18 protein-coding genes are annotated in these 23,386 nt (G+C 67.4%); 10 read left to right on the plus strand and 8 right to left on the minus strand.

Annotated features, from left to right (window positions below):
- Position 1 precedes the first annotated feature (1 nt).
- On the plus strand, positions 2–946 hold the full coding sequence (locus tag L1892_RS00310) for a diacylglycerol/lipid kinase family protein (protein ID WP_235721460.1): 945 nt from the start codon (positions 2–4) through the stop codon (positions 944–946).
- A 55-nt stretch (positions 947–1,001) separates the two neighbouring features.
- Here L1892_RS00310 and L1892_RS00315 read toward each other — a convergent pair whose 3' ends face one another.
- Positions 1,002–2,438: a CCA tRNA nucleotidyltransferase gene (locus tag L1892_RS00315; RefSeq protein ID WP_235721461.1), complete on the minus strand. Its 1,437-nt coding sequence runs from the start codon at positions 2,436–2,438 to the stop codon at positions 1,002–1,004.
- A 195-nt stretch (positions 2,439–2,633) separates the two neighbouring features.
- Between L1892_RS00315 and L1892_RS00320 the strand changes: the two genes are divergently transcribed.
- Genes L1892_RS00320 through murJ form a run of 3 tightly spaced genes read left to right on the plus strand, consistent with a single transcriptional unit; the run spans position 2,634 to position 10,478 of the window.
- Entirely contained in the window at positions 2,634–3,830 is a 1,197-nt protein-coding gene (locus tag L1892_RS00320; protein ID WP_235721462.1) for an NUDIX hydrolase, read from the plus strand.
- Complete coding sequence (locus L1892_RS00325) at positions 3,823–6,606, plus strand: hypothetical protein (RefSeq protein ID WP_372474927.1); 2,784 nt, start codon at positions 3,823–3,825, stop codon at positions 6,604–6,606. The genes L1892_RS00320 and L1892_RS00325 overlap by 8 nt, the downstream gene beginning before the upstream one ends.
- Positions 6,603–10,478, plus strand: a complete 3,876-nt coding sequence (gene murJ / locus L1892_RS00330) for a murein biosynthesis integral membrane protein MurJ (protein ID WP_235721464.1) — start codon at positions 6,603–6,605, stop codon at positions 10,476–10,478. The genes L1892_RS00325 and murJ overlap by 4 nt, the downstream gene beginning before the upstream one ends.
- Here the strand turns inward: murJ and L1892_RS00335 are convergent.
- The gene (locus tag L1892_RS00335) at positions 10,457–11,446 is read right to left on the minus strand and encodes a sterol desaturase family protein (protein WP_235721465.1); all 990 of its coding nucleotides are present in this window, start codon (positions 11,444–11,446) and stop codon (positions 10,457–10,459) included. The genes murJ and L1892_RS00335 overlap by 22 nt on opposite strands.
- A 156-nt stretch (positions 11,447–11,602) precedes the next feature.
- Here L1892_RS00335 and L1892_RS00340 point away from each other — a divergent pair, with 156 nt between their 5' ends.
- From L1892_RS00340 to L1892_RS00365, 6 genes are all read left to right on the plus strand, one after another.
- Entirely contained in the window at positions 11,603–12,316 is a 714-nt protein-coding gene (locus tag L1892_RS00340; protein ID WP_235721466.1) for a TetR/AcrR family transcriptional regulator, read from the plus strand.
- A gap of 121 nt (positions 12,317–12,437) precedes the next feature.
- Positions 12,438–12,998: an RNA polymerase sigma factor SigM gene (gene sigM / locus L1892_RS00345; protein WP_235721467.1), complete on the plus strand. Its 561-nt coding sequence runs from the start codon at positions 12,438–12,440 to the stop codon at positions 12,996–12,998.
- A 158-nt stretch (positions 12,999–13,156) separates the two neighbouring features.
- The gene (locus L1892_RS00350; protein WP_235721468.1) at positions 13,157–13,906 is read left to right on the plus strand and encodes an RsmA family anti-sigma factor; all 750 of its coding nucleotides are present in this window, start codon (positions 13,157–13,159) and stop codon (positions 13,904–13,906) included.
- 161 nt (positions 13,907–14,067) lie between these two features.
- Positions 14,068–15,060 (plus strand): thioredoxin-disulfide reductase, encoded by a 993-nt coding sequence (gene trxB / locus L1892_RS00355; protein ID WP_235721469.1) that lies wholly within the window; start codon positions 14,068–14,070, stop codon positions 15,058–15,060.
- Between the two features lie 75 nt (positions 15,061–15,135).
- Positions 15,136–15,474 (plus strand): thioredoxin, encoded by a 339-nt coding sequence (gene trxA / locus L1892_RS00360; protein WP_235721470.1) that lies wholly within the window; start codon positions 15,136–15,138, stop codon positions 15,472–15,474.
- Between the two features lie 206 nt (positions 15,475–15,680).
- On the plus strand, positions 15,681–16,859 hold the full coding sequence (locus L1892_RS00365) for an N-acetylmuramoyl-L-alanine amidase (protein ID WP_235721978.1): 1,179 nt from the start codon (positions 15,681–15,683) through the stop codon (positions 16,857–16,859).
- Positions 16,860–16,940: 81 nt separating this feature from the next.
- On the opposite strand, the gene L1892_RS00370 is transcribed toward L1892_RS00365, so the two are convergent.
- The 6 genes from L1892_RS00370 to yidC all read right to left on the minus strand — a co-directional run bounded on the left by L1892_RS00370 (position 16,941) and on the right by yidC (position 23,386).
- On the minus strand, positions 16,941–17,771 hold the full coding sequence (locus L1892_RS00370; RefSeq protein ID WP_235721471.1) for a hypothetical protein: 831 nt from the start codon (positions 17,769–17,771) through the stop codon (positions 16,941–16,943).
- Positions 17,772–17,912: 141 nt separating this feature from the next.
- Positions 17,913–18,977 (minus strand): ParB/RepB/Spo0J family partition protein, encoded by a 1,065-nt coding sequence (locus tag L1892_RS00375; protein ID WP_235721472.1) that lies wholly within the window; start codon positions 18,975–18,977, stop codon positions 17,913–17,915.
- A gap of 251 nt (positions 18,978–19,228) precedes the next feature.
- Positions 19,229–20,176 (minus strand): ParA family protein, encoded by a 948-nt coding sequence (locus L1892_RS00380; RefSeq protein WP_235721473.1) that lies wholly within the window; start codon positions 20,174–20,176, stop codon positions 19,229–19,231.
- A 143-nt stretch (positions 20,177–20,319) separates the two neighbouring features.
- The gene (gene rsmG / locus L1892_RS00385; RefSeq protein WP_235721474.1) at positions 20,320–21,066 is read right to left on the minus strand and encodes a 16S rRNA (guanine(527)-N(7))-methyltransferase RsmG; all 747 of its coding nucleotides are present in this window, start codon (positions 21,064–21,066) and stop codon (positions 20,320–20,322) included.
- Positions 21,067–21,249: 183 nt separating this feature from the next.
- Complete coding sequence (locus L1892_RS00390) at positions 21,250–21,957, minus strand: Jag family protein (protein ID WP_235721475.1); 708 nt, start codon at positions 21,955–21,957, stop codon at positions 21,250–21,252.
- A gap of 79 nt (positions 21,958–22,036) precedes the next feature.
- On the minus strand, positions 22,037–23,386 hold the full coding sequence (gene yidC / locus L1892_RS00395) for a membrane protein insertase YidC (protein ID WP_235721476.1): 1,350 nt from the start codon (positions 23,384–23,386) through the stop codon (positions 22,037–22,039).

Raw genomic sequence — 23,386 nt, forward strand, 5'->3', positions numbered from 1 at the left:
TATGGCGGGCGAGCCGAACCACCACAGCGCCGACCGGAGGTCGGTCGGTCAGGTGACCCTCCTGGTCAATCCGCACGCGCGTCACGGTGCGGCCGGCGACGTCGCCGAAGCGGCGATCGCACGGTTCGCGGCGTGCGGCATCGCCACCGAGATCATCGTCGGAGCCGACGCCCAGGATGCCGCCGAGCAGGCCGGCAAGGCGGCCGGTGGCGACACCGACGGGATCATCGTGGTCGGCGGCGACGGGACCATCCGACTCGCCGTGGAGGCGGCCTTCGGCACCGACAAGCCGTTGGGCATCGTACCGGCCGGCTCCGGCAACGACGTGGCCCGCAATCTGGGCATTCCGTGCGACGACGTCATCGCCGCGGTCGACATCATCGTGGCCGGCCACACGCGGTGCATCGATCTCGGCCGGGTCACCTTCCCGGACGGTCGTACCGCACTGTTCGTCACCGTCGCGGCGACCGGGTTCGACGCGTCGGTGACCGCCCGGGCCATCGACATGCGCCGGCCCAAGGGCCAGGCCCGCTACACCCTGGCCGCGCTGCGCGAGCTCGTCGGCTTGCCGTCCTACCACTACGACCTGCGCGCCGACGACGTCGCGATCGACGATGACCTGGTGTTCGCCGCCATCGGCAACACCACGTCCTACGGCGGCGGTATGCACATCACCCCGCGCGCGTCCATGACCGACGGACTGCTCGACCTCACGCTCGCCCATCATCCGGAGCGGTTCGCCCGCGCCACCGTTGCACGGGTGTTCCCGAAGGTGTTCGGCGGAACCCACGTCGACCATCCGATGGTCCGCACGATGCGGGGCGCGGAGATCGAGCTGTACAGCGACCCGCCGGCGCTGGTGTCGATCGACGGCGACGTCGTCGGCGAGTTACCGGCAGTCTTCGAGGTTGTGCCCGGTTCGACGAACGTGTTCGCCCCGTCGTGAGCAGGGCCGCGGCGCTCGGCCGGCCATCGGACACCTTCGATCCACACAGCGACCGTCAGCCCTGCGATGCCCACCATTCCCGCAGGGCCTCCTCGGCCTCCTCGCGGGTCAGCGGACCGCGGTCGAGACGCAGTTCCTTCAGGTAGCGCCACGCCTGGCCGACCTTGGGGCCGGGCGGCAGTCCGAGCAGTTGCATGATGGCGTTGCCGTCGATGTCGGGTCGCACCCGCTCGAGATCCTCGGCTGCCTGCAGGTCGGCGATCCGGTGCTCGAGATGGTCGTAGTTCTCCTGCAGCCGCCGCGCCCGGCGTTTGTTGCGCGTCGTGCAGTCGGCGCGCACCAACTTGTGCAGCCGATCCAGCAGCGGTCCCGCGTCGGTGACGTAGCGGCGCACCGCCGAGTCGGTCCAGGCGCCATCTCCGTAGCCGTGAAACCGCAGATGCAGGAACACCAGCTGCGACACGTCGTCGACGACGGCCTTCGGATACTTCAGCGCCCGCATCCGCCGGCGCACCATCTTGGCGCCGACCACCTCATGATGATGGAAGCTGACGCCGCCACCCGGTTCGTGCCGACGGGTGGCAGGTTTGCCGATGTCGTGCAGTAGCGCCGCCCAGCGCAGGATCAGGTCGGGATCGCCGTCTTCGAGGTCCACCGCCTGTTTCAGCACCGTCAGCGAATGCTGGTAGACGTCCTTGTGCTGGTGATGCTCGTCGATCGTCAGCTTCATCCCCGGTACCTCGGGCAACACCCGAGCGGCCAAGCCGGCGTCGACCATCACGTCGATCGCCTCGAGCGGATGCTCGCCGAGGATCAACTTGTCCAGCTCGGCCCGCACCCGCTCGGCGGTGATGCGCTCGATCTGCTCCGACATGTCGCTGATCGCCTCGAACACCCGGGGTGCCACCCGGAAACCCAGTTGGGAGACGAAACGCACGGCACGCAGCATCCGCAGCGGGTCGTCGTTGAAGGATTCCTGTGGCGTGGCCGGTGTGTCGATCACGCCTGCCAGCAGGGCGGTCATGCCGTCGAGGGGGTCGACGAACTCGGCCGGACCGTCGGCGCCGATCCGCACCGCCATCGCATTGATGGTGAAGTCGCGGCGCACCAGGTCCCCGCGCAGGGAATCACCGAAGACGACCTGCGGGTTTCGGCTCACCCGATCATAGGAATCGGCACGATAGGTGGTGATCTCGATGGTCGCGTCGCCTTTGCGCGCGCTGACCGTTCCGAATTCGATCCCGGTGTCCCACTGTGCGTCCGCCCAGCCGGCCAGGAGCGCGGTGACCTGCTCGGGCCGCGCGTCGGTGGTGAAATCCAGGTCGCCGGCCAACCGGCCCAGCACGGCGTCGCGCACCGACCCGCCGACCAGATACAGCTCGTGGCCGGCATCGGCGAACAGCGTGCCGAGCGGAACCAATACATCCGAGAACGTCTGAAGCGACACGGCCGCGCCGGCCAGCAGACGAGTACGGCGATCGGGGTCGGTCACGGCACATCAGCCTACCGTCGACGCAGCCGGGGTCCGCATCCCATCCCTGGTCGGTATTGCCACCCGATTCCGGGTGAACCGGGCGGATTCGCGGTGAACCGTGGCACAAACCGCCGCCCATCCGTGTCGACACCACCCTCGGCGCCACGGCCCATCCAGGCAAACGCCAGGTTGCCAGCGGCTAGCATCGGAGACGTGTCCGCCGATCCGTCCACCGACCCCTCTGACGTCTCCGACGACGTCATGGCGGGTTCGCGTGGTCCCAACGGGACCGGACGGCGTGATTCCGGACATCAGGATTCGGCACGATCGGCCGACACCTCAACGGGACACCGGGTGACCCCTGCCGACCTCGCACGCGCGAACTCCCGCGGCGGCGGTGTTCAGACCGGCACCGGATCGACCGCAACCGACGACTCGGGCGGAACCACTCGGCGCGGGCGGCGCGGACGACGGCGCCGCGGACGACGACCTTCTCCTCCCAGCACCGCCGACGCCGGACACGACGAGACACCGGCCGCCGAACGACGCGACACGCCCAATCCCGGGCAGATGCCGAAGCGGTCCGGAAAGGCCGACCACGTCGAGGAGGAGTTGCGCCCGACTCACACGCGGGTGTCTCCCCCGAAACCCTCCGACCTTGTCGCGGTGACCGCCAAGATCACCAAGACCGGACTGACCCACACCTCCGCCGGCGCCGAGGCGACGACCTCGACGACCGCGAAGTCGAAGACCCGGCGCCGCACCGGCGGCAAGGGACCCGAACGCGGCCAGGAGCGCCTGCGCACGGTCCGCGAGACGTCGGCGGGCGGGCTGGTCATCTCCGATCTGGACCTGCCGACCGAGGAATTGTGTGCGGCGCTGATCGGCCGCATGGACCGTCGCGGACGGATGATGTGGTCGTTGCCCAAGGGGCACATCGAGACCGGCGAGACGGCCGAGCAGACGGCGATCCGCGAGGTCGCGGAGGAAACCGGCATCAGCGGCACCGTGGTGGCACCGCTGGGCAAGATCGACTACTGGTTCGTCAGCGAGGGACGTCGAATTCACAAGACGGTGCACCATTATCTGCTGCGCAGCATCGGTGGAGAGCTCTCGGACGCCGACTATGAGGTCAGCGAGGTGGCCTGGGTGCCGCTCGAGGAGTTGCCCCGCAAGCTCACGTACTCTGACGAGCGGCGACTGGCCCGGATGGCCCGCGGCGTGATCGCCGATCTCGCCGCCGACCCCAACCGGTTGGCCCAGTCCGAGGCCGAGAGCATCCGCACCGAACCCAACGCCTATGAGAGAGCCGCAGCTGCCCGCAACCAGCGCCGCAACGAGCCGTTGCCCCCGGCGCGGTCGCGTCGACGGCGCAGGCGGCCGCGGCGTCCACCGGCCGGCGATGCCTGACCCGGTACCGCCCCCGCTGCCGCTTGTTCTCCATCGATTCACGCACGGTCGATCCACGCGCGCATCCGCGGTGGTGTTCGCTGTCGTGGCGCTCGTGGTGCTGTGCGCCGGACCGGCCACGTTCGCCACCGCCGCGCCCGTGTCCGACGACACGGCCGGCACCACCGACGCCGACGGGACCGGTGGCTTCCTGCGCCTGACGATCGACGAGATCACCCCGTCGATCGTCACCAGTGGAGGCGGCGCCGACGTCACGGTGTCCGGCAGTGTGCGCAACGTCGGCGACCGTGATCTGGAAGACCTGTCGATACGCCTCGAGCGCGGCGATGCCATCAGCGACGCCAACGAGCTGCGCAGCAGCCTCGCGGTGACCCCGGTGCCGGTGAGCGCGGCCACCGCCTTCCGCCCGGTGACCGACGCACTCGCGCCGGGCGAGTCGGATGACTTCAGCATCACCACCCAGCTGTCTGCGACCGACGGGCTCAACATCCAGCGAACCGGAGTGTTTCCGCTCAACGTCAACGTCAACGGCGTCCCCGACTACGGCAACGCAGCCAAGCTCGCCCAGTCACGCACGCTGCTGCCGGTACTGTCGCTGCCGCCCAACGCCACGCGAGCCGATCAGTACGTCGATCCCAGCACCGACGTCGACGACGCGACCATCGACAGCGATCTCGGCTCCGACGGATCGGTGTCGGCGAATCTGTCGAGCCCCGCACAACTCACGATGCTGTGGCCGCTGGCGGCGCCGCCCCAACTCACCCCGGGTGTGTTGGGCGGCAGCACCGAACCGGTCCGGCTGGTCGGCGAGGAGATGGCCCGCTCCCTGTCGGACGGCGGGCGCCTGCACACCTTGCTCGACGCCGCGCGGTCGGTGGCCGGATCCTCGGCCGGCGCGACGTCGGCGCCTGCTTCCGACACCACGTCGCCGACACCGACACCGTCGGTCGCTGAACCGGCGGAGCCCGAACCGTCGGCTCCGGGTGCCGCGCCGCCCTCGGCATCGGGAGAAGCCGCACCACCCGAAGGCGCTGCATCACCGGACGCGCCGTCGCGGCTGGCGCAGAGTATGTGCCTGGCGGTGGACCCGGACCTGCTGGTGACCGTGCGCGCGATGTCGCTGGGTTATGCGGTGTCGTCGGATCCGATGGACCCCACGTCGCCGACCACCCCGGGCACCGGTCAGCCGGCCGCACTGCAGTGGCTGACCGAACTGCGTGACGTGGCCTCCCGGATGTGCGTCGTCGCATTGCCGTTCGCGCAGGCCGACCTCACGTCGCTGTCGCGGATCAACGATTCGGGGCTGACCGACGCCGCCCTGGCCGGGCCCGCAGACGTCGTCGACGCCGTTCTCGGGGTGCGCAGCGTGCGGGGCATCACCGTGCCGGCGCTCGGCGCGATCGACAACACCGGCGCCGACGTCCTCGCCTCCGCATCGGTGGGCGCCGCGGTGACCTCCGCCAGCAGCGTCGACGCCGAGCGCGCGGACCCCACCGGCCGCTATCGAGTGGGTGACCTGGCAGTACAGACCAGTGAGGCACCGCTGACCGCGGCCCTCGCCGGTCTCGGCGACACCCCCACGACACCACCGCTCACGCCGGCCGACCAGGAGGTGTCCTTCGACGGTGAATCGGGCACCGCGCGCCGGCAAGCGGCGGTCGCCGCCGTGGCATATCCGGCCATCGACGCACCCACCCAGCCCGACCCGGCCGACCTGCCCACCGCCGGACGCAGCGAGTTCGTGATGCCGCCGACGTACTGGTCGCCGACCGCCGACGACACCGACGCCCTGTTCACCACCGCGACGCTGCTGCTCGAGTCGGGCGCCGCCACCCCGAGTCCACTGGCCGATGTCCGTGGCGCCCTCGACGCGACCACCACCACGGCCCGATTGACCCAACCGCCGGGCAGTCGACCGCTCGCCGAACTGGGCATGGCCGTCTCCGACGACGTCGCCGCCCAGATCGACGACGAGGCCGAACTCTCCTTCCAGCTGCAGGCATCGTTGATGAGCTCGGCGGATGTGGCCGCGACCCCCGAACGATATGTGGCCCCACTGCGTGAGGATCTGCTGCGCGCGATCCGCACCCCGGACACCGCGTCTGCTGCACTGCGTGCCGAGGCGCGCGGGCAGCGCGCCGCACGCATCACCGCTGTGGACGCCACCCTGCAGCGCATGCGCAACTCCGTCACGCTGCTCGATCCCGGTGGCCGCTACACGCTGGCGTCCGAACGCAGCCCGCTGCTGCTGGTGGTGCGCAACGATCTGTCCCTGCCGATCCGGGTGCGGATCAACGTCGACGCACCGCCCGAACTCGACGTCGGCGATCTCGGCGTGATCGAGATCCCGGCACGCGGCACCCGACAGATCCAGTTGCCGACGCGCGCGGAGACCTCCGAGGAGGCGATCACCGTGACCATCGGTCTGACCACGTCCAGCGGCATCTCCGTCGGGTCGCCGATCTTCCTGTCGGTGCACGCCAACGCCTACGGCAAACCGTTGTTCTGGGTGACCATCGCCGCCGGCGTGGCCCTGGTGCTGTTGGTGGCCCGCCGCCTGTGGCACCGCTTCCGCGGCCAACCCGACCCCGCCGACGAGGACCGGCCCGATCCCAACGAACACGATCGGCTGCTGGCCGGCGCCACCTATCAGGAACGCCGCCGTAACCTGCAGACAGAACACCCGGGGCATGAGCACCACGATGTCTCGGCGGACGAGACCGACGACCACCAGGAGCCGACCACGACGAGCTCGAGTGACGGGGACAGGCCATGAGCGAACAGCGACCACCGGAGTCCCACCGGGCGGCCCCGCGTCGGATACCGCCGGGAGCGCCGTCGGGTCCGCCGCCACGCCGCGCCACCCCACCCGGTCGTGGCCGACCCGCACCGACTCGTACGGACACGCTCACCGCCGCCCGGACCGGCGGCCGACCGACCCCGGAGACCCGCGCCGAGGCCGAGATCGACGAGTCGTCGACCGGCCTGTCGCGTGACTCCGACGCCAGCATCCTCAAGACCAGTGGATCCATCGCGCTGGCGACCCTGACCAGCCGGATCACCGGATTCGTGCGCACCGTCTTGGTGCTCGCCATGCTCGGTCCGGCGATCGCCTCGGCGTTCCAGGCCGCCTACGTGCTGCCGAACATGATCGCCGAGGTCGTCCTCGGCGCGGTGCTGACCGCCATCGTCATCCCGGTGCTGGTGCGGGCTGAGGCGGAGGACGCCGACGGCGGACGCGCCTTCATCAACCGCATCTTCACGTTGACCGTGGTCACCCTTGGCGCCGCGACCGTGATCTCGCTGATCGCCGCTCCCCTGTTGACCTTCCTCAACGTCGGCGACGGCGACGTCAACCGCGACCTGACCACCGCGCTCGCCTACCTGCTGCTGCCCGAGATCCTCTTCTACGGCCTCTCGGCCCTGTTCATGGCGATCCTGAACATGAAGGGGTTCTTCAAGCCGGGCGCCTGGGCTCCGGTGCTCAACAACATCGTCCAGATCGCGACGCTCGTGCTCTACGCGGCGATGCCCGGCGAGATCTCGCTCAACCCGGTGCGAATGACCGACCCGCAGCTGCTGGTGCTCGGCATCGGTACCACGCTCGGCGTCGTGGTGCAGGCAATGATCCTGGTGCCGTGGCTCAAGCGGGCCGGCATCCGCCTGCAGCTGCAGTGGGGGCTCGACGCCCGGCTCCGCCGGTTCGGCAACATGGCGCTCGCGATCGTCATGTACGTGGCGATCCTGCAGGTCGGGTTGGTCATCACCTACCGCATCGCCGCGCACACCGACGCCGCCGGCATCAGCGTCTACGCCACCCACTGGCAGCTGCTGCAGCTGCCCTACGGCGTCCTGGGCGTCACCATCCTCACCGCGATCATGCCGCGACTGTCGCGCAACGCGGCCGCCGACGACAACCGGGCCGTCGTCGACGATCTGTCGCTGGCCACCCGGCTGACGATGGTCGCGCTGGTACCCGTCGTCGCCTACATGACATTCTTCGGCCCGGCCATCGGTGTGGCCGTGTTCAACTTCGGCCGGTTCGATGCCGAGATCGCATCCCAGCTCGGTTCGGTGCTCGCCTGGGGCGCATTCACGCTCATCCCCTACTCGATGACGCTGGTCCAGCTGCGGGTGTTCTATGCCCGCGAGGACGCGTGGACACCGACAGTGATGGTGCTGGGCATCACGGTGGTCAAGGTGGCCGCATCGCTGCTGGGTCCGGTGCTGTTCACCGACCCGGAACTGGTGGTGCGCTGGCTGGCGCTGTCCAACGGGCTCGGCTATCTGGTCGGCGCCGTGGTCGGTCACTTCCTGCTGCGCCGACGGCTCGACGACGCGCGGCTGACCGACGTCGCCCGCACCACCGCGGTGACGCTGGTCGTCTCGGTGGGCATCAGCGCCATCGTGTGGGCCGTCGCCCAGCTTTCCGGACTACATCTGATGATGACCGAGGCCGGAAAGTTCGGTTCGCTGATCTACTTGGCGTTGACGGCAGTGGTGGTACTCGGCGTCACCTACGCCGGCCTGGCCGTCGCCCGCCTGCCCGATGTGGTCTCGATCGGCCTGACGGTGCGCCGCGTGCTGGGCAGATTCGTCCCCGCCTTGGCGCCGCCTGAGAGCCCGGTAAGAGAATCGACTGCAACCATCACGGTTCAGTTTCCGCAGACCGTCACCGACGAATCGCTCCCGTATTCTGGTCAGGTACAGGTGCTCCGGCGATTCGACCGGGGCACTGCCACATGGCAGTCGTACTCGGTTCACAGCGGTGGAGCCGCGCGCCTCCGCGATGGTGGCGAGATGCGGATCCACGCGCCACGCGACATGCGGTATCGCAGGAGAGGAGCTCGGCGCGTGAGTGACAATGAGATCGGTGCCACGCAGGACACCGAGATCATCCCGGACTCTCCGGCCGACCAGGGCTCGGTACGAGTCGAGGATCGGTCCGAGACATCCGCGACGGACACCCCGACCGCGGACCGTCGCGACGATCCCGACCGCGCCGAGAAGCCCACGGACACACCGAAATCGGACAATCCAGCCAACCCCGCCCCGGCGACCACGCGGATGCCGTCGGCCACCCAGCCGCGGCCGCGGGGTCCCCGGCTGGTCCCCGGGGCGGCCGTCGCCGGCGGCCGATACCGCCTGCTCGATCACCACGGCGGCACCCGCGGTCTGCAGTTCTGGCGGGCTCTCGACATCAATCTCGACCGTGAGGTGGCGCTGACCTTCGTCGACGCCGAGCAGCTCGCGCCGCCACCGCGCCGCGGCGAAACCGCCAAGGTCACCGACGACGGACCCCAGGGTGTGCTGTCGCGCACCTTGCGACTCGGTCAGATCTCGTCGGCCGGGGTCGCGCGTGTACTCGATGTGGTGCGCGGATCCTCGGGCGGCATCGTGGTGGCCGAATGGGTGCCCGGCTCGTCGTTGGCCGAGGTCGCCCGTTCTGAGCCGTCCCCCATCGGGGCGGCACGCGCGGTGCGCGCACTGGCCGCGGCCGCCGAGGCCACCCACCGCTCGGGTGGGGCGCTGTCGATCGACCACCCCGACCGCATCCGGATCAGCACCGACGGCAACGCCGTGCTCGCCTTCCCCGGCACCCTCGCCGGTGACGACAAATCCTCCGACGTCCGCGGACTGGGTGCGGTGCTCTACGCATTGCTGCTGGCACGGTGGCCGCTCGACGGCCGCACCGGTACCCGTCTGGTGACCACCTCCGACACGACCGACGAGGTCGGCGGCCTGCCGATCGCGCGCCCGGACAAGAACGGCGCGCCGATCGAACCCCGGGAGGCGCGGCCGGACACGCCGTTCGAGATCTCGGCCGTCGCCGCGCGAGCCCTCGACGGCAATCGAGGCATCCGCACAGCCGGCACGATTCAGCACGTTCTCGACCAGGCGACGGTGATCGATCTCAACACCGACATGTTGCCGGCGATCGAGACCGACCAGGCCCCGGTCGCAATGACCCCGACGCCGTCCCGTACCACTGCCGGTACCGAGCCGGAGGGCACCGGACGACGCAATGTGGCGTTGCTCGCCGGCGCCGGACTGCTGGCGCTGTTCGTCATCATCGCGCTGGTGGTGTGGGCGACCAACATCTTCGGCTCCGACGGCGACGCGTCGGACATCGACTCCATCCTCACCACCACGTCGGCACCTCCGGCGACCGAGACCCAGCAACAGGCCGCGGCCCCGCCGCCAGCACCGGCCCCCATCCCGCTGCAACGGGTGAACCTGGTCGACTTCTCGAACCAACCGCCGGACAGTTCCACCAATCTCGGCAATGTGATCAGTGGTGTCGCACCTCCGTGGAGCACCGACATCTACCGCGGCTCAGCCGATTTCGGCGGCCTCAAGGATGGTCTCGGGCTGATGTTCGACCTCGGCAGCGACCAGTCCGTCGCCACGGTCACCATCCGGACACCCACGCCGGGGTTCGATGTGTCGATCCGGACCGCGACGTCGGCGCAACCCACCTTCGCCGAGACCACCGAAGTCGCCTCCGGCACGGTGTCGCAGCCGTCGACCACCATCACCATCCCGAACCCCACCGAGAGTCCGTTCGTGATGGTGTGGTTGACGTCGCTGCCGGCGGGTGGCGGTGGCTTCCAGGCAGAGATCGCTCAGGTCTCGATGGCGGGCTGATCCCGCCTGTGCGGTGAGCCCAGCATCCGCTGACGACCTGCGCGTACCGGCGGATTCGTCGTCGCCGGCTTCCAGCCCGGCGGTCCGAACACCAGACCCAACCGCGTCCGCACGCCTCGGGCGGCCCGCACATCTCGGGCGATGGCCACGTACTCGTGGGTCTGCAGCCGCCAGATGTTGTAGGTGTCGACCGGCGTGGTCAATCCGTACGTCGGACGATGTTCCTCCGCGGCAAAGCTGCCGCAGAGCCGATCCCAGATGATCAGGGTGCCACCATAATTGCGGTCCAGGTACTCGCTGTCACTGCCATGGTGGACGCGATGGTGGGACGGCGTGTTGAAGACGAATTCGATCGGCCGCCAGAGCTTTCCGAGGTGTTCGGTGTGAATCCAGAACTGGTAGACGAGATTCAATGAGTACGCCGCGAAGACGAGGGCCGGCGGAACGCCGAGCAGGGGGAGTGGCAGCCACATCAGGATGCCGGCGCTGTTGTTCCACTTCTGTCGCAGCGCCGTGGTGAAGTTGAAGTACTCACTGGAGTGATGCGCCTGATGGGTCGCCCAGATCAACCGGACCCGGTGCGCGAGACGATGCTCCCAGTAGAACAGGAAGTCGAGTCCGACGAACGCGATCAGCCAGGTGTACCAGGCGTCGGCGGGCAGCTGCCACGGCGCCACGTAGGCGAATACGGCCGCATATCCCAAGAGCGCCAATGCCTTCCACGCGGCGCTCGTGCCGATCGAGACCACACCCATGAGCAGGCTGGCCCGTGCGTCACGGATGTTGTAACTGCCGGGTGCCGACGACGAACGTCGCGTCCCGTGCAGGTGCGCGCGCTGTGCGGGCCGGTCACGTTCGGTGTGGTCCAGCTTCCACGCCGCCCACCACTCGAGCGCAACCATCGCCACGAAGAACGGAACAGCCAGCACCGTCGGCTCCCGCATCGCCTCGGGCAGAAAGTCCAACACCGGCCACTCCTCGGTCGACGGTCACCAGACCGTTTCGGTTTCTGACACGAGTGCATGTCAGATAGTTCTGACACGGTAGCGTGTCAGATAGGCTGCTGTAAACAGTTCTTGGTATTCGCGATGCTTTCCCAACCGAAACGGCAGGAGTCCGGCACGATGACCACCCGGGGACGGCGCTACGGCGGCGCCGACGCGGCGCAGCGGCGAGATCGTCGGCGCAGCGACCTCATCGCCGCCGGTCTCGAGCTATTCGGGACCGAGGGATTCGCCACCGTGTCGGTGAAACGGATCTGTGACCACGCCGGGCTCACCCAGCGCTACTTCTATGAGTCCTTCGAGGACAGATTCGCCCTGCTCGCGGCGGTGTATGAGGACTGCGTCGCCACCGCCCGGGCGGCCACGATCGGTGCTGGGGCCCCGTTCGTGGGCGGCAGCGGGGGAGCGGTCAGTGAGGGCGAGAGCGCGAAGAGTGTGGGAATTCTCGCCACCGACGCCGAAGCCGTAGCGCGGGCAGCGCTGGGGGCCTTCATCGGCACCCTCGCCGACCAACCTCGGCGCGCGCGGGTGATGCTGGTCGAGGTCGTCGGGGTCAATCCGGCCCTCGAGCGGCTACGGCTCACGGCGATCCACGGGTGGGCCGACCTCATCCTCGAGCTCGCCCTGGGCGAACGGTCCGCCGCCCGACCGCAGCGACTGGCGGCCATCGGCCTCGTCGGCGCCGTCACCCAGTTGCTGGTGGATTGGTATACGAGCACGGCGGGGGAGTTCGCCCTCGGCGATGCCACCGACGCCGACCTGTTCGAACTCGACGCCATCCTCGACGTCAGCGTGGAACTGTTCGTGGCGGCCTACCAGCGACTTCTGGGCTGACACCGCCCGCGTTCCGGGCGATGCACACCAGATTCCACACACCGCGCATCTTGTCCCCAGTTCTGTGGACTACGTGCAGGTCAGTGGCACATCGCCGGTTCACTTCCATTAATCTTCTCCCATGACTCGGGGGAGCGTCGATGCACGCAGCGACGATGACCTGCTCCTCGCCCACGTGCACGGCGATCCCGGCGCCTTCGCGGTGCTGATCGAACGCCATCACGCCTATCTCTGGTCGGTCGCCTGCCGCACCAGCGACAACCCCGACGATGCCGCCGATGCACTGCAGGACGCCCTGCTCAAGGCGCATCGGATGGCCGATCAGTTCCGCGCCGACGCAAAGGTCACCAGCTGGCTGCACCGGATCGTGGTGAACTCCTGCCTCGACCGCATCCGACGCAACCGGGTGCGACTGAGCGTGCCGATCCCCAACTACGACGTCGAGCCGTACCCCGACGAGCGTGATCAGATGGCGGCCGTGGATCTGTCGCTGTCGATCGGCCGGGCGCTCGACGCGTTGCCACCTGAGCAGCGCGCGGCAGTGGTCGCCGTCGACATCGAGGGCATGACGATCGTGGACGCGGCTACTCGCCTGGGCGTGCCGGTCGGAACAATCAAGAGCCGGTGTTCGCGTGGTCGCCTGCGGTTGGCACAGATTCTCGGTCATCTGCGCGACGACTGATCACCCCCGGCGAGAATTGCACACGATCCGATGGAACCGGACCGCGGGCCGGTGCGTCTTACAGTTGACGAGCACGAGTTGACGACCGCCGCACGGTCGGATCGAACGGCCCGGCAACTGGCCGGGCACGTGCACCAGAGAAGTGGGAGAGTGCAGCGATGGTCCCGCCGGGAGCAGACGACGAGGCGTCATCCTCTGCTGAGTTCACGCGCTACCCCGAGCCGCCGTATTCGGTGGAACTGCTCGCCGATCTGCACGCCGACGTGCTGGCTCCCGACGTCGCCGCGCACATCCGGTCCCGACTCGTCGACGACCCGCACGCGCAATCGGTCCTCGATGCGCTCGATGCGACCGCCCGCGACCTGCGCGGCGCCGCGGTCGCCCCGGTACCCGTCCCACCCGACGTCACCGAACGGACCCACCGGACACTCGACCGGCTCGGCGCCGAGGTGACTGCCGTCGGGGGCGGCGAAGTGGTGGCCGCCCGCCGACACCATCGCGCCCGGCGATGGGCTGCCGCCGGTGTGGCAGGCGCGGCCGCTGTCGCCGTCGTCGCCGCGGTCTCCGTCATCGCGCCGCGCGCTCCCGAACCGGGTACACCGGTGCAGGCCCAGCCGTCGGCGACCGCAGACGCGGGGGAGCGGGTCACCTTGCTGTCGGTGCTCGGCAACGACGGCTTCGCCCCGTTCGGCTCAGAGGCCGCCCTACGACGCTGTACCGCCGCCAACGGCGTCGCAGCCGACGCCGGCATCGTCGGCTCGGGCCGGGTGTCGCTGCGAGACCACGACGACGCCGTAGCGATCCTGCTGTCCACCGGTGTGGCCGGTGTGTTCGACGCCCTGATCGTCGGCTCGGACTGCACCACCGACAATCCGTCGACCATCTCCCGGACCACCGTCGGCAACTGAGTTGCCGGTCACGCGGACGACAACCACACCGCGTCCTGTGACGCGGCCGGTACGGGCGCGGACGGCGGGAACATCTGCCCTTACCCTGATGTTGAGACAGCCGAGACCGACGCAGCGCGATCACCTGACTGCCCAGCAGCGTCGACGAGTACGGAGGACGGATGACCCACGCAGACAGCCAGCAGATCCACGACCTGATCATCATCGGATCCGGACCCGCCGGCTACACCGCCGCCGTTTACGCGGCACGCGCTGAGCTGGCACCGCTGGTCTTCGAAGGCACTCAGTTCGGTGGTGCCCTGATGACCACCACCGAGGTCGAGAACTTCCCCGGCTTCCAGAACGGGATCCAGGGGCCCGCACTCATGGATGAGATGCGTGAGCAGGCCATCCGCTTCGGTGCCGACCTTCGGATGGAAGACGTGGACACCGTTCGACTCGAAGGTCCCATCAAGGAGGTCGAGGTCGCTGGCGAGGTGCATCGCGCCCGTGCAGTGATCCTGGCCATGGGCGCCGCGGCCCGCTACCTGGGTGTCGAAAACGAGCAGGAACTGCTCGGCCGCGGGGTCTCGGCGTGTGCCACTTGCGACGGTTTCTTCTTCAAGGACCAGGACATCGCCGTCATCGGCGGCGGCGACTCGGCGATGGAGGAAGCTACGTTCCTCACCAAGTTCGCCCGCAGCGTGACCCTGATCCATCGCCGCGACGAGTTCCGGGCCTCGCGGATCATGCTCGAGCGCGCCCGCGCCAACGACAAGATCCGCTTTGTCACCAACTCCGCGGTGACGTCCGTCGTGGGCGACGGCTCCGTCACTTCGCTGGGTCTGACCGACACCGTGACCGGCGAGACCAGCTCCATCGAGGTGACCGGCATGTTCGTGGCGATCGGTCACGATCCGCGCAGCGAACTGGTCAAGGGTCAGATCGACCTCGACGCAGAGGGCTATGTGCAGGTGGACGGCCGCACCACCTACACCTCGGTGCCCGGGGTGTTCGCCTGCGGCGACCTCGTGGACCACACCTATCGGCAGGCCATCACTGCGGCAGGCAGCGGCTGTTCGGCGGCGATCGATGCCGAGCGCTGGCTCGCCGACCAGGGCGTAGCGGCACCGTCGGTCGAGAGCGACATGTACGTCGTCGACGCCACCGCCTGACCGGCCCTCGAGTCACGCGACCCCAAACACCAAACTCCCCAAACACCAACTCCACAGTCCACAAGGAGGACACCCATGGGAGCAAACACCGTCGCCGTCACCGACGCGACCTTCGCCGATCAGGTACTCGGTTCCGACAAGCCGGTGCTGGTCGACTTCTGGGCCACCTGGTGCGGTCCGTGCCGCATGGTCGCGCCGGTGCTCGAGGAGATCGCCCGCGACCACGCCGACAAGATCACCGTCGCCAAGCTCGACGTCGACGAGAACCCGGCAGTCGCGCGGGACTTCAAGATCATGTCGATCCCCACGATGATCCTGTTCGAGAACGGCAAACCGTCCAAGACCATCGTCGGCGCGAAGGGCAAGGCTGCGCTGTTGCGCGAGCTCGACGACGTGGTCGGATCCCCCGCATAACACACGTCTACCTGGCGATACGCTGGCAGCACCTATGCGGCCGGCACCGTCGACACCGATGATGGCGCCCCGAGCGGCGCCATCATTTGGTCGTGCCGTCACGACCTGAGAGAATGCCTGGTGTTTGCGCCGGTACGTGGCCTGCACCGGTGAGTGGAGCGTTTTCGCCCGTGCCACGGCCGCACCGAATCGACGAGGAGTTGCTGATGCCGATGTTCCGCCTCGGGGATCATGGCTCGGCTGTGGCCGAGATCCGCAACATCCTCGTCGGTCTCGGGCTGCTCACTGCAACACCCGCACCGGAGAGTTTGTCCGGCACCATCAGCGGCTGGACACCGCCCGAAGCCGTCTTCGACGATTCCTGCGACCGCGCTGTGCGCGCATTCCAGCAGCAACGCGGCCTCATCGTCGACGGCATCGTCGGCCCGGCCACCTACCGCGTTCTGCGCGAGGCTTCCTACCAACTCGGTGCGCGCGTCCTGCTGTATCGCCTGTCGGCTCCGATGGTCGGTGACGATGTGGCCACCCTGCAGGGACGGCTGCAGAACCTGGGCTACTACACCGGCCTGGTCGATGGCACCTTCGGCGAGACCACACACAACGCGGTGTGTCTGTATCAGAGCGAGTTCGGCCTGTCATCGGACGGCATCTGCGGGCCCTCCACCCTGCGCTCGCTGGAACGTCTCGGCACGCGCGTCACGGGTGGTTCGCCGCACGCCATCCGCGAGGAAGAGCACGTGCGCCGTTCCGGACCCCAGCTGTCCGGCAAGCGGATCTTGATCGATCCGGGTTCCGGTGGGCTACACAAACTTTCGACCGGTGCTCGGGCCGAGACCGAGTCAGCGGTGCTGTGGGACCTCGGTTCCCGGCTCGAGGGACGGATGGCTGCGGCCGGCATGGAGACCTTCCTGTCGCACGACGGTCGCGGGCGCCCCGGCGACGAGGAGCGTGCCCGCGTCGCCAACATGGTCGGCGCCGACCTGATGGTGTCACTACGGTGCGGCCATTACCCCAGCGAGTTGGCCCATGGGGCGGCGTCGTTCTACTTCGGCAACTCGCACGGATCCTATTCGACCATCGGCCGGAATCTGGCCGGGTTCATCCAACGGGAGATCGTCGCGCGCACCTCGCTGACCGACTGCCGAACGCATGAACGAACCTGGGATGTCCTGCGGCTCACCAGGATGCCCGTCGCTCTGATCGACGTCGGGTATATCACCAACTCCGCCGACGTCGCGCTTCTCGAGGACGCACAGACGCGCGACGTGATCGCCGAGGCCATCTTGGTCGCTGTCAAGCGTCTTTATCTACTGGGCGACGACGATCGTCCTACCGGCACTTACACCTTCGCGGAACTACTTGCCGCAGAACGTCTCTCGAGCTGACGCCCTCGAAGTGCCGACCGGAGACACACAACGGCCGCACGCCTCGTCGGATGATCTGAGCTGAAGGCCTGCGCTCCAGGGTCAGCTGCGGCGACCGACCGGTACCGCCGTCCGCTCACGGCCCGCCAGATCCAGTGCTGCCATCACCACCAACTTCTCCAGGGCATGCTCCACCTCATGCTTCCACCCCAGGCCCTCATCGAGTTCCAACCGGAACCGTGGGAAGCGCGGATGGGACGCGATCAGGTCGAACCCCGAGTCCTTGAGGAAGTCGGCATCGATCATGCACTGCAGACACAATCCCGTCTGCGGATTGTCATGCATCACCCGGGTGATCTCGACGATCGCTTCGTCGGCCCACAACCGCATGTCCTCGGTCATGCTCTCCAGCGCGCCCAGCTCCGCGACGTCCTCGGGTTCCGCCGATGGAGTGGGCACTTCGGAGGATGGACCAGCTTCCTCAGGTGTACGCACGAGACCGAAGGCCTCGATGGCACGCACACCACGTCGAACCAGGTCGGTGACCACGCTGTCGAGCAGAATCGGTGCCGCCTCGTCGAAGCCGGGTTCCGTGCGGATCGAAGTGAGCAGAACCGCGTCCGCGCTGACCGGAGAGGTGGGGAAGAGGGTCGACCGCGGCACCCGCCGCGGCGGTGCGTAGAACGCATTGCCCACGACCTTGCCGGTCTGGCCGTCGATGGCCACTTGGGCGCACGTTCCCCATTCGAGGAGCACTCCCGAGATCCACGCCTCTTTGTCGAACTCGCTCTCGAACGAACCGAAATCTCCGAAGATGCTCTTCTCCGCCTCGCGGGTCGACGCCGGATCGACTTCCCAGAAAACACATCGGCGGGTGTGGAGCGGCAACGTGTCGAAGGATTCGAGATCCAGGCGGGTGACTGCGAGACTCATGCCGCCGGCCTCCACGTCGGCCGCAGCGAAGTGCCGAAAGTGATGTGCGACAAGATGTTTCGTACTTTCACCATCGTCCTCGCTACTGAAGTGTCACTGTGACGTAACAACCGGGTACCTATAGGTGCGCCGATCACGCGGTCACGAAGTTCCTCGTGGATCGATCACGCCAACGATCCGCTCGAGGTCATCCACCGAGCCGAACTCGACCACGATCTTTCCCTTTCTCTTCCCGAGACTGACTGTAACCCTCGTGTCCAGTCGATCCGAGAGCCGTTCGGCGACGTCCTGGAGACCGGGCATCTGCATCGGCTTACGCTTCGCCGGTCCCGCGGGGGAGGAGGGCTGATCGTCGCCCCGGTTGGCGAGGGTGACCGCTTCCTCGGTGGCCCGGACGGACATACCTTCGGCCACGATGCGCGCCGCCATGGCCTCCTGTGCATCGCTGCCGGTCTCCATCGAGAGCAGTGCGCGAGCATGCCCGGCAGACAGGACGCCGGCCGCGACGCGCCGTTGCACGGGAATCGGTAGCTTCAGCAACCGGATCATGTTGGTGATCAGTGGCCGTGACCGCCCGAGCCGATTGGCCAGTTCCTCGTGGGTGACCCCGAACTCCTCGAGCAACTGTTGGTACGCCGCCGCCTCTTCGAGTGGGTTCAGCTGTGCACGATGGATGTTCTCGAGCAGCGCATCACGCAGCATCTCGGCGTCGGCGGTCTCCCGCACGATCGCCGGAATGGTGTCGAAGCCGGCTTCTTTGCTGGCCCGCCACCGACGTTCGCCCATCACGAGCTGATAGGTCACACCGTCATCGGTGGGTGTGGGCAACGGCCGCACCACGATGGGCTGCATGAGCCCGAACTCCTTGATGGAGTGCACCAGCTCGGCGAATGCCTCCTCGTCGAAGACCGTGCGCGGCTGCTTGGGATTCGGCTGGATCTGTGCCGGCGGAATCTCGCGGTACACCGCACCGACCTCCGACGACACGACGGCAGCGCCGTCAGTCGCCTCGGCGGATGCCCCGGACGCAGGTGTCGTCGGGGTGGAGGGGGGAGCCCCTGCACCCTTGCCGATGATCACGTCCGCCGCCGCCGAACCGAGGCGGGGTCCCGACGGTGCGTCGCCTTCCGGCGGTCCGGTGGGGATCAGCGCGGCAAGACCACGACCGAGGCCGCCGCGACGTTGTGCGGGTTCTCGCTGACTCACTGTTGTCCTCTCCCTGTGTTCACCGTGAAACCGTTCGCGGCGACATCACGACCGGTCAATTCGTCGCCGATTGAGCAGCCCCGAGCCGCCAAACGACCGGTGAACTACCCGCTGATTGAGTAACCCCGAGCCGCTAGGCGAGGGGTGTATCGAAATCAGCAGAGCCCACGCCTCCGACTCGGCCGTTCCCCGCCCGGCCGTGCACCCGGCAGCAACCGTCGTACTCGGTCTGCACCTCGCTGCCCGAGCGCTCATGCGCGCGTGCTTCGCAGGGCGATCTCACGAGACGCGTCGAGGTAGCTCATGGCTCCACGTGAACCCGGGTCGTACTCGATGATGGTCATCCCGAATCCGGGAGCCTCGGACACCTTCACACTTCGGGGGATGATCGTGTTGAGCACCGTCTCCCCGAAGTGGCGACGCACTTCCTCGGCCACCTGGTCGGCGAGCTTGGTGCGTCCGTCGTACATCGTCAGCACCACGGTCGAGACGTGCAGCCCCGGATTGAGGTGGGCCTGCACGAGTTCGATGTTGCGCAGCAACTGACCGACACCCTCGAGTGCGTAGTACTCACACTGGATCGGGATCAGGACTTCCTTGGCGGCCACCATCGCATTCACCGTCAGCAGACCCAACGATGGCGGGCAGTCGATCAAGACATAGTCGATGCCGAGTTCGGACAGCAGATTCTCATCGAGTGCGTTTCGCAGACGGTTCTCCCGAGCCACGAGCGACACCAGCTCGATCTCGGCACCGGCAAGATCAAGAGTCGCCGGGACACAAAAGAGATGATCGTTGTTCGGACTCTGCTGGGTGGCCTCACGCAACGAGACGTCGCCGAGGAGCAACTCGTAGACCGACGCGATGTCGGGGGCGCGATGGTCGATACCCAGTGCCGTGCTCGCGTTGCCCTGCGGATCGAGATCGATCACGAGAACCCCGAGTCCATGCAGCGCGAGACCCGCGGCGATGTTCACCGTGGTGGTGGTTTTCCCGACACCACCCTTCTGGTTCGCAATGGTGATGACGCGAGGGGACGGCGGGTGGGGGAGTTCCCCGGCGCCACCGGGCGTCAGCACCTGACTGGCACGAGCTGCCGCGGCAGCAATCGGGGTGTCATCGAATCCGGGAACCGACCTAGGGGAGGAGCCTCCATCGGCACTTGTTTCACGTGAAACACTTCGGTCCTGTTCGACCACGCCTGGACTCCTTCGCCCCACTTCGTATCCGTTGGCACCCTGGTCGGTATCACCGCCGGAACTCTCGGCGACTTCGGCGGCACCCGACTGATCACCGGTCTGCCGTCTATTCTGCGCCCTCCGTGAACTCCACACCAATCCGGTCACCCCTTCCGATCGCGACGACGCCCGCGTCGCTTCGCCGCACTCCTGGCACCCTGTGTACCCGTCGTTGTGCGGGCACCGCCGACGGCCCGCTTGTGTCCGATCACGACAGTGGTTGCGACGTCCAGCACGCCGGCACCGCACTGTTCCACGTGGAGATCGACGATGCCCTGCCGGTGTGCGACCTCACCGTCGCGCTCGATCTCTTCGGCCGCTGACGAACCCTTGATCGCAACCATTCGACCGCCATCCCGGACCAACGGCGCGGACCACTTCGACAGGCGCTCCAGCGGTGCCACTGCACGCGAGGTCACCACATCGGCGCCACCGATGTCGGATCGCACAGCTTTCTCCTCGGCACGTCCACGGATCACTCGCACATTCAGTTCCAGCTCGTCCACGATGCGCTCCAGGAACTCACTTCTACGCAGCAGCGGTTCCACCAAAGTGATCGAGAGGTCGGGACGAGCCATGGCAAGGGGGATACCCGGCAAACCCGCCCCGCTGCCGATGTCGACGACGGTCTCGGCGTCTTCGATTACATCGCCCAGGACGGCACAATTGAGAATGTGCCGCTCCCACAATCGCGGTACCTCGCGCGGACCGATGAGGCCGAGCAGCACACCGTCCGTCGCCAACGCGGCGCAGTAGCGGTCGGCCCTGGTTTGGCTATTACCGAAGACTGCGATCGATGCCTCGGGCGCATGTGGGATCTCCACTTCTTCGTCGCGTTTCACGTGAAACATCCTCTCACTGCATTGGGCTGCTGGAAGCCTGCTGCCGACAGTTTCACGTGAAACCGCGGCCGAAGCGTTTCACGTGAAACGACGCCGGCGACCCAAACCACAAGCGTGTAATTCTCATACCCAGAGACGACAAAGTCCCGGCCTGGACCGGGACTTTCGTCAATGTCGGACTTCGGGGGACCGTCACGCGGACGGCAACACCACCACGCGGCGCCTAGGCTCGGCACCCTCACTTTCACTGACGACGCCGTCCACTGCCGCAACGGCGTCGTGGACGATCTTGCGTTCGAACGGAGTCATCGGGTCCAGTGCCTCACGCTCACCAGACTTGCGCACTCGCTCGGCCACGTCGGTTCCGAGTCTCGCCAGGCGATCGCGCCGGTCGGCACGCCAGCGGGCGATATCGAGCATCAACCGGCTGCGCACTCCGGTGGACTGTTGAACCGCCAGTCGCGTCAGCTCCTGCAGGGCATCGAGTACTTCGCCCTTGCGGCCCACCAACTTGTCGAGGTCGTCACCGCCGTCGATACTCACGACCGCGCGATCACCGTCGACGTCCAGGTCGATGTCGCCATCGAAGTCCAGCACGTCGAGCAACTGCTCGAGGTAGTCGCCGGCGATCTCGCCCTCTTCGACCAGCCGATCCTCTTCGTCGATCTCCTCCTCATCGGCTGAGTCATCGGACTCTCCGTGCGAAGCGGCATCATCGGCATCCCGCGATGCGGCTGCGTCGGATCCGGTCTCGGCATCGGCACCCGAGGAGCCCGGGCCAGTCGCTTCGTCGGCTTGCGAGGCCGCATCCGTGGCCGCCGGCGATGCACCGGCGTCGTCGCTCACCGAGTCCTCGATCTCGCGAACCTGTTCGTCGTGTGCAGCAGTCTCTGCTGTCATCTCACTTCCACCTAACTCTGCTTCTCAACCAAACGTCTGCGTTCCACTCGAGGGGGAGGGGAGTGGTCACCCGATCGGGTCAGTGCCGCCCTCCGGGCCGGCCTCCCTTTCGACGGCGCGAACCACCCTTGCGGTTCTTGGCCGCCACGTGAGCGGTGCCCGACTTCTGCGGTCCGGACTTCTGCCCCTGGCCGGCGGATCTGCCACCGGATGATCGCTGTGCCGCGCCGGCATCCGGACCCGACGAAGTCGTGGAAGCATCGTCCTTCTCCGACTCGGTATGAGCATCGGTGCCGGTGGCCGCGTCATCGTCGCCCCCCTGCGCGGCCGCCGACGTGTCAGCAGATGAGTCGGACGAGCCGGCTGCCGTGGACTTCGATTTATCGAGCCCCAGCATGCGCTGCAGACCGGCCAGCGGACCCGCCGACGTGGTCGTCGTGGTCGTCGACGTCGTCGCATCTTCCTCGGGCGCCACCACGTCACCGTCGACCGTCGCGGGTTTCTTGGCACGGTCCGGACGCGCACCCGGCTTGGGCGCGTTCGCTTTCAGCTTCTCCTGTTTGAGCCGCCGTGCTTCCTCTTCTTCACGTTCGATACGACCGAACACGATGTGCTGCTGACCGTAAGTCCAGAGGTTGTTACTCATCCAGTAGAGGAGAATCGCCACCGGGAAGAACGCACCGGTGACCAGAATGCCCAGCGGGAAGATGTAGAGCGCCAGCATATTCATCATGCGGGTCTGCGGGTTCTCCAGCGCCGCTTCCGGCTGGCGGGCGACCGACGCACGGGAGTTCATGTGCGTGGCGATCGACGCGATGATCATCATGGGGATCACCACGATGGCGATCTGGGTGCGGGTGAAGTCGATGGCTGAGCCCGGCTCGACGAAGGCCTGGAATTCCGAGACCGGCTCGGTGATGTAGGACGACAGCGGCACCCCGAACAGGCGGGCGTCGAGGAAGTTCTGCACCAGCTCCGGGCTGAACGCGTAGTTGCCGAGTGACCGCGTCTCCTCGGCGGACATACCGGGCTGGCCGAGACCGGTCGCCATCCGGTTGAACGACCGCAACACGTGGAACAAACCGATGAAGACCGGGATCTGCAGCAGCATCGGGAGACAGCCGAGCAGCGGATTGAATCCGTGCTCGCGCTGCAGCTTCTGCATCTCCTCGGTCATCTTCACGCGATCCTTGGCGTACTTCTTGCGGATCGCCTGCAACTGCGGGTTGATCTCCTGCATCTTCTTCGTGGTGCGAATCTGCCGCACGAAGGGCTTGTAGAGGATCGCGCGCAGCGTGAACACGAGGAACACCACCGACAGCGCCCATGCCACACCGTCGCCGCCCGGCGAGTCCGGCGTCACATGGCTGAACAGCCAATGCCAGACCCACATGATCCAGGAGACCGGATAGTAGATGAAGTTCAGCAC

This window comes from Gordonia tangerina (assembly GCF_021556435.1).
GTDB classification, from domain to species: domain Bacteria; phylum Actinomycetota; class Actinomycetes; order Mycobacteriales; family Mycobacteriaceae; genus Gordonia; species Gordonia tangerina.